Below are 5,737 nucleotides of genomic sequence, written 5' to 3' on the forward strand. Positions count from 1 at the left end.
GATAAACAAGACCCAAAAACCAAAGCCCCAGTTGGCCAGAATGCCGAACCACACCACTCTGCCGAACCACTTGCGATATTTGCTGTTCATGTCGGGTCTCCTCGGTAGAGAACGACGCCATTTGGCCGCGTGCCGATCAGAGGGTCTTCATGTATTCGACGAGCGCCTGCTTCTCCGCGTCTCCCAGATCGGTTCCGTAGAGGTGTCCACCGTTGCCGTTGCCGCGCAGCCGGGTATCGAACTTGAAGAACTTTCTGCCGTCTTCCGCGGCCACGTTCGAGACAAAACCGACCTTCTTCTTGTCGAACACATCGTACCCCCGGTAGAATTCTTTCGGCCGCTTGCCGGGTTTTTCCAGAAGATCTCTCAAGGTCGGCACCGAGCCGTTGTGCAGATAGGGCGCTCTCAGCCAACTGCCGTCCAGGAGGTGATTGGCGTAGCCGTCCGTGGCGCGGAAATGAGTGAAATGCCACTTGTAACCCGCGCCGATCGTGTTCATGCGCTTGGCCATTTCCTCGTCGAAAGAATCGGCGCGCTCCGGGTCCGTGCCGAGATATTTGCTTGGAACCACCTTCCCGACTTCCGTGCCGCCGGGGTCATGACACTGCGCGCAATAGCGCTGGTAGATTCCCTTGCCTTTGGCCGCGAGGCCATGGTCGATCTCAAAGGGATAGGGCGGCGCTTTGAGATTCCAAATCCACGACTTGATCCGTTCGATCCGTTCCAAGTCCAGGGTCTCCGGAGTGGCGCCGGCGCCCAGGGCGGCGCTCAAGTTGCGCTCGTCCACCGAGCTGTTGTTGCCGTCCCAGTGCACCCACTGACCTTCGCGGCCCCGCTGGTTCCAGATGGTCATGTAATCGGCCGTCCCGATGGTGTCGTCCGTGGTCATGTCGAGATTGAAAACTATAATTTTATAAGGATTGAACGTGTCGACCCGGCCGGGACCCCACAGCGGCCGTTTGAAGATCGCCGTCGTCTCCTTCGCCCTTTCCACGAGCGCCTTCCGCGTCGGCTCGATCGAAAGCTTGGTGATGATTCGATCGACCAAGCCGAGATTCTCGGTCTCCTCGACCGCCGCCATGACGTTCTTGGTCGTGAAGCGCTCATCCTCGGCGCAGCGGAAGAGAAAGTTGAAGTAGTCCCAGAGATTCAACTGATGCGCGGAAGCGGCGAGGTAGGCCTGGGGTTTGCCGTCGGGAGTCTCCCTGACCGTCGCGGTGTGGCAGAGAGCGCAGGTGGGCCCCACGCGTTCGAGAGGTCCTACGGTGCGCTTCGAGAAACCTATGGGTCTATCCATTCCCACTTCCTGGACGACGCCGATCGAGCGCAACCCGCCCGGCATCAAGTGAGAGCATACTCGAGGCATGGCCTTCCAGATAAGAAATGGGATCCCGTTCGTGTCGCTCCCGATGGAGCCGTATTTGAAGTGTTGCTCGTCGTTGGCGTAATCGACCGGAATATTCCTGCGGTTGACCTGGTTGTAGATCGAATAAGCGACCACGCCGAGGACGACCAAAATGAGCAGGAGACGTATGACGCCGAATCCCGTAGAAGTCTTCATGCGACGAGCAAGGCTCGACTGAGTTTTCATGCCTCTATCCCCTTTCCGGGACCAACCTCGTTTTTTCCCGGTCTGATAACGACCCGAAGAGCCGGCGCCCCGAAAAATCTCGACATCCCGATCTTCTCCGACGGCCGAGCCTAAAAGAAATAAAGGTAGATCAGGCAGGCGACTAACAATAGACTCAAGCAAACGATCCAGAATCGCCGCTTCTCGTAGATTTCGACCGGCGTCAATCTCTCTTCGCTCTTCATGTTCCCTGCTCCTGTCGCTACACGCCAAACCGGATGTTCAGTACGTCGGCGGGTCGAAAACCGACATGATGCTTTCCATCATGTTCCGATACTTCTCATCGAAAGTGGCGCCGTCATAGCGCGAAAGCTCGTAACACCCCAGCGGGTTCTCGATGTCGTTCACCAGGCACTTGTTGCAGTAAGTGCATTCCTTGTCCGGATCCGGGCCGTTCTTTTCCATGAGAATTTTCGGCAGGTCGTTGTTGGCGATCAGCGGGCGCGCCATGGTCACGCCGTCGCACCATCCCTCGCGGATCAACTGCGCGATGACCGAAGCATGCTGAAATCCGCCGGTGCACAAGATGGGGATTTCATCGCCTTTGTCTTTGAAATGCTGCTTGATCGCCCGCGCGTAAGCGGCGTTGATGCCCTCGATGATGGGCCCGCGGCGGTAGATCCACCAGCGCCGGAACAGCCACCCCAGAATCCGGCTGCGGAACACGATGTAATTGGGGAAAACCGTCCGAACGCCCGATGACAGCATCCCATCGTACCAACGCCGGGCGGCGAGCAGGGGAAAGTCGCCGGGCGGGTTGCGCGGATGGGGAAAAGTGCTGCCGCTGGAAACGTGAAACGCGTCCACCCCTTCGCCGTTGTCCCGCAGAATCTCGCAAATTTTAAGCGTCTCCTCGAGCGAGTTTCCCGGCTTCAGCCAGGGGTAAAGCCAGTTATTGTGATCCACGCCGTTAATCTTCATTTGCAGGTGGAAATCTCTGCCGACCTTTTTTCGAATCGCGCGCACGACCTCGAGCACGAAGCGGCTGCGATTCTCCACCGCGCCGCCGTATCCGTCGTCCCGGTCGTTGATGCCGGAGCTGAGAAACTGCGTGAGCAGATAGCCGTTGGAGCCGTGCAGCTCGACGCCGTCGAGCCCGGCCTCCCGAGCCCGCCCCGCCCCCTCGGCAAAGGATTGCACGGTTCCGGCGATCTCGCCTTTGGTCATGGCCTGAGAAAGAATCCCGTGGAAAAAGTCCTTGGTGTTGGTCGAGCTGAGCGGCTTCCAGAAAAGATTCTCGATGCCGCCCATGTCCTGCTGGCGCCCCGAATGGCTCAACTGCATGATGTATTTGCAGCCGTTGTATTCGGGTCGATGAATCCGTCGCGCCAGCTCCTTCCAAAACCCGAGCTTGTTGTCGTGATCGATCATCGCGTAGCGGACCAGGATGCGGCCGCGGACCGCGACGGGCGTGAAGGCGGAGATGATCGCGCCGATCCCGCCGCGGGCGAACTTTTCCTCCCAGTTGAGGCGGGCGTTCCCCCCATGGCCGTTATAATCGTCGAACATTCCCGAGATGCTCGACCGCAGCAGCCGGTTCTTGATCGTCAGATTTTTACTAAGCTTGAGGGGCTCGAAGATAACGTCTCTGTCGGCGGAATGGCTGGGAATATTTTGCTCGGCCATCCAACACCCCCTGAAGATCGTTTTTGTTGCTAAGAGTTATATAAGATTTATGTCGTTGTCAATAAAAAAATTCTTTTCCGACTATGACTGAGGCGTGCCGGTCTAAACCGAAGCTCAAGCCGGCGAGCCGGGGTAGGTCTAAAATTGACGCGTATAGAAAATCAGCCGGCTACGGCATTTCTTGCAGCAATCGGCCGTAGCCTGTGGCGGGCTGCCTGACGTGTAGGAGCTTTTGCACGGCCCACACGCGCGTGGGGACGGGATGAACGACGGGAACCTGAAGGTCTTCCTCCAATAAATGGATGATATCGAGCGTGCGCCAGCCGGAGCCGAGCATGTAGATCGCCTCGGCGCTGGGATGATTCAAGAAGGCTTTTTTGGCGTGGGCGTAGACTTCCTGCGAGGAAAGCCGGCCGACGTCTTCGAAGGCGACCGGAATTCCTTCCATCGCCATGACCTCGAAGCCGGCGTCTCGAAAGTAGGCCGAGAACATGTCGTTGATCTTTCCGGTAAAGTAGGTGACGCCGACGAATTGATTGATCTCCAGGGCGCGGAGAGCATCGACCTGGGTCTGGCTCGCGGTCACGATCGGGACGTTATATTTCTTCTCCCAGCCTTTGACGATCTCCGTCTCGCCTTTGTAGCCGTGGACCATGAAGGGCGGCGCACCTTCGGGATGGATGAGATCGACCTTGTAGCCCGCCAGCTCGGCGACTTTGGATTCATAGGCATCGAGCGCCTCGCGAAATTCATCCTCCGTTCCCCGCTTGAATCCCACGAACAACGGAATTACGCCGATGCCTTCCGGCAACAGGCGGATGAATTCCTCCAACGATCCCGGTCGATGCGTCGGCTTGATCAGACCTACGGTTCCGCGCCAACTGGTATAAGACATAAACGCTACTCCGTCATCCGCGCGCATCCGTCGAAGGACGGACCACCGTCGGGGTGACCCCCTCTTAGTCTCCCCCTTTGTAAGGGGGAGAAAGAGAGGGGGTGCTCACACTCCGGCTAAAATTTTCCCGAACTTTTTCTTCAGCTTCGCCCTCAACTCTTCACTCACGTCGACAACCGTAGGAAACTTACCCTTGAGCTTGCGATCGTAGGGCATGCAGGCGTCGATCAGAATGCGGTTGTTGAAATTTCCCGGAAGAAACATCGGGTCGCGTCCCGAAGACCAGGCTTTCTGAATCGTGTCGATATCGGTCACCGGATCGAAGCGAGTGCACATCGCCCAGAGCACCTGATCGAGGTCGGAGCAGTCGATGTCCTCGTCCACGACGACCGTCCACTTGCCGTTGTAGGCGCCGGCGGCGCAGGAAGAGGCGACGTGCAGAACGTTGCGCGCGTGGCCCGGATAGCGCTGGCGGATCTGGATCGCCGTGAAGCGCGTCGCCGGTCCGCCTTCGTGGTTCCACACGCCGAGAATTTCCGGCAGGCCGCACGCCTCCAGGGCCTGCCAGATCTCCGCCGCGCCGGCGATGCCTTTCAATAAACCCGTCTCGTCCACCGGCTTGTGCTGCGGCGCGCAGGTGAGAATCGGATCGTCGCGGTAGAGAATTGTCTTCACGTCGATGTAGGGGCGCGGCACGACGTCGTCGGAGTAATAACCCATCCATTCGCCGAACGGCCCTTCCGGCTTCACGTGGCCGGGCACGGCCTCGCCCTCGATGACGATCTCGGCGTCCGCCGGTATCGGAAAGCCGGTGTACGGGCCTTTGACGACTTCCACCGGCTCGCCTCTGAGACCTCCGGCGAAGTCGTATTCCGATACGCCGCGCGGTAGCGGGCTTGCCGACAGCATATAAAGGAGGGGGTCCTGGCCGCACACAACGGCGACCTTCATGCTCTGACCGCGCTCGAAATATTTGTCGCGGTGAATTCGGCCGTGCTTGCCTTCCGTGATCTGGCAGCCGATGGTTTTGCCGTCGTAGACCTGGCAGCGATAGGCGCCCAGATTGTACCAATCGGTGTCGGGATCTTTGGTGATGACCAGATCGGCCGTGCCGATGTAACGCGCCTGATCGAGCTCGTGATGGATGGGCACGGGGAATTTGAGCACGTCGACGTCGTCGCCTTCGAGGACGTGGTCGAAAATCGGGCCGCTCTTCACGAACTTCGGCTTGATGAAGTTCATGCTTTGCATGCGCTCGTGATAGGCCTTGACGATGTCCGCTTTGCGCTCGTATTCGAGCGGCAGGCCGAGCGTGAGCGCGACTCTCTTGATCGAAGAGAACTGGCCGTAGAGAGTTCGAAAGCCTTTCGCATAACCCGGAACCTCGTCGAAGAGAATCGCCGGCGCCGTCCCCTTGCTGCTCTGCGTGAGGAGCTGGGTCGTCGCGCCCATCTCGCGGTCCCAGTGCGCGCCGTCGATTTTCAGCAGCTCGCCCAGCCGATCGACCCGGTCGAGCCAGTCGCGGAGGCCGCGATACGCGACTCCCCTCTCCAGCGGACTTATCTTCTTCTCCGGACGAGCCATCG

At 58.9% G+C, this 5,737-nt stretch carries 4 protein-coding genes; all 4 read right to left on the minus strand.

Annotation, left to right across the window (positions count from 1 at the left end):
- Positions 1-136: 136 nt before the first annotated feature.
- Entirely contained in the window at positions 137-1,591 is a 1,455-nt protein-coding gene (locus VGL70_12085; GenBank protein HEY3304264.1) for a c-type cytochrome, read from the minus strand.
- Positions 1,592-1,852: 261 nt separating this feature from the next.
- Positions 1,853-3,256: an NADH:flavin oxidoreductase gene (locus tag VGL70_12090; protein ID HEY3304265.1), complete on the minus strand. Its 1,404-nt coding sequence runs from the start codon at positions 3,254-3,256 to the stop codon at positions 1,853-1,855.
- Between the two features lie 169 nt (positions 3,257-3,425).
- Positions 3,426-4,151, minus strand: a complete 726-nt coding sequence (locus tag VGL70_12095) for a hypothetical protein (GenBank protein HEY3304266.1) — start codon at positions 4,149-4,151, stop codon at positions 3,426-3,428.
- Positions 4,152-4,256: 105 nt separating this feature from the next.
- A partial coding sequence (locus VGL70_12100; GenBank protein ID HEY3304267.1) for a UbiD family decarboxylase occupies positions 4,257-5,737 on the minus strand: 1,481 nt, incomplete at its 5' end.

The sequence above is a fragment of the Candidatus Binatia bacterium genome (genome assembly GCA_036504975.1).
GTDB lineage: Bacteria > Desulfobacterota > Binatia > UBA9968 > UBA9968 > JAJPJQ01.

Excerpts from the sequence above, each read along its gene's own strand:
- VGL70_12085 (HEY3304264.1), bottom strand. The coding sequence starts at position 1,591 with ATGAAAACTCAGTCGAGCCTTGCTCGTCGCATGAAGACTTCTACGGGA.
- VGL70_12095 (HEY3304266.1), bottom strand. The coding sequence starts at position 4,151 with ATGTCTTATACCAGTTGGCGCGGAACCGTAGGTCTGATCAAGCCGACG.
- VGL70_12090 (HEY3304265.1), bottom strand. The coding sequence starts at position 3,256 with ATGGCCGAGCAAAATATTCCCAGCCATTCCGCCGACAGAGACGTTATC.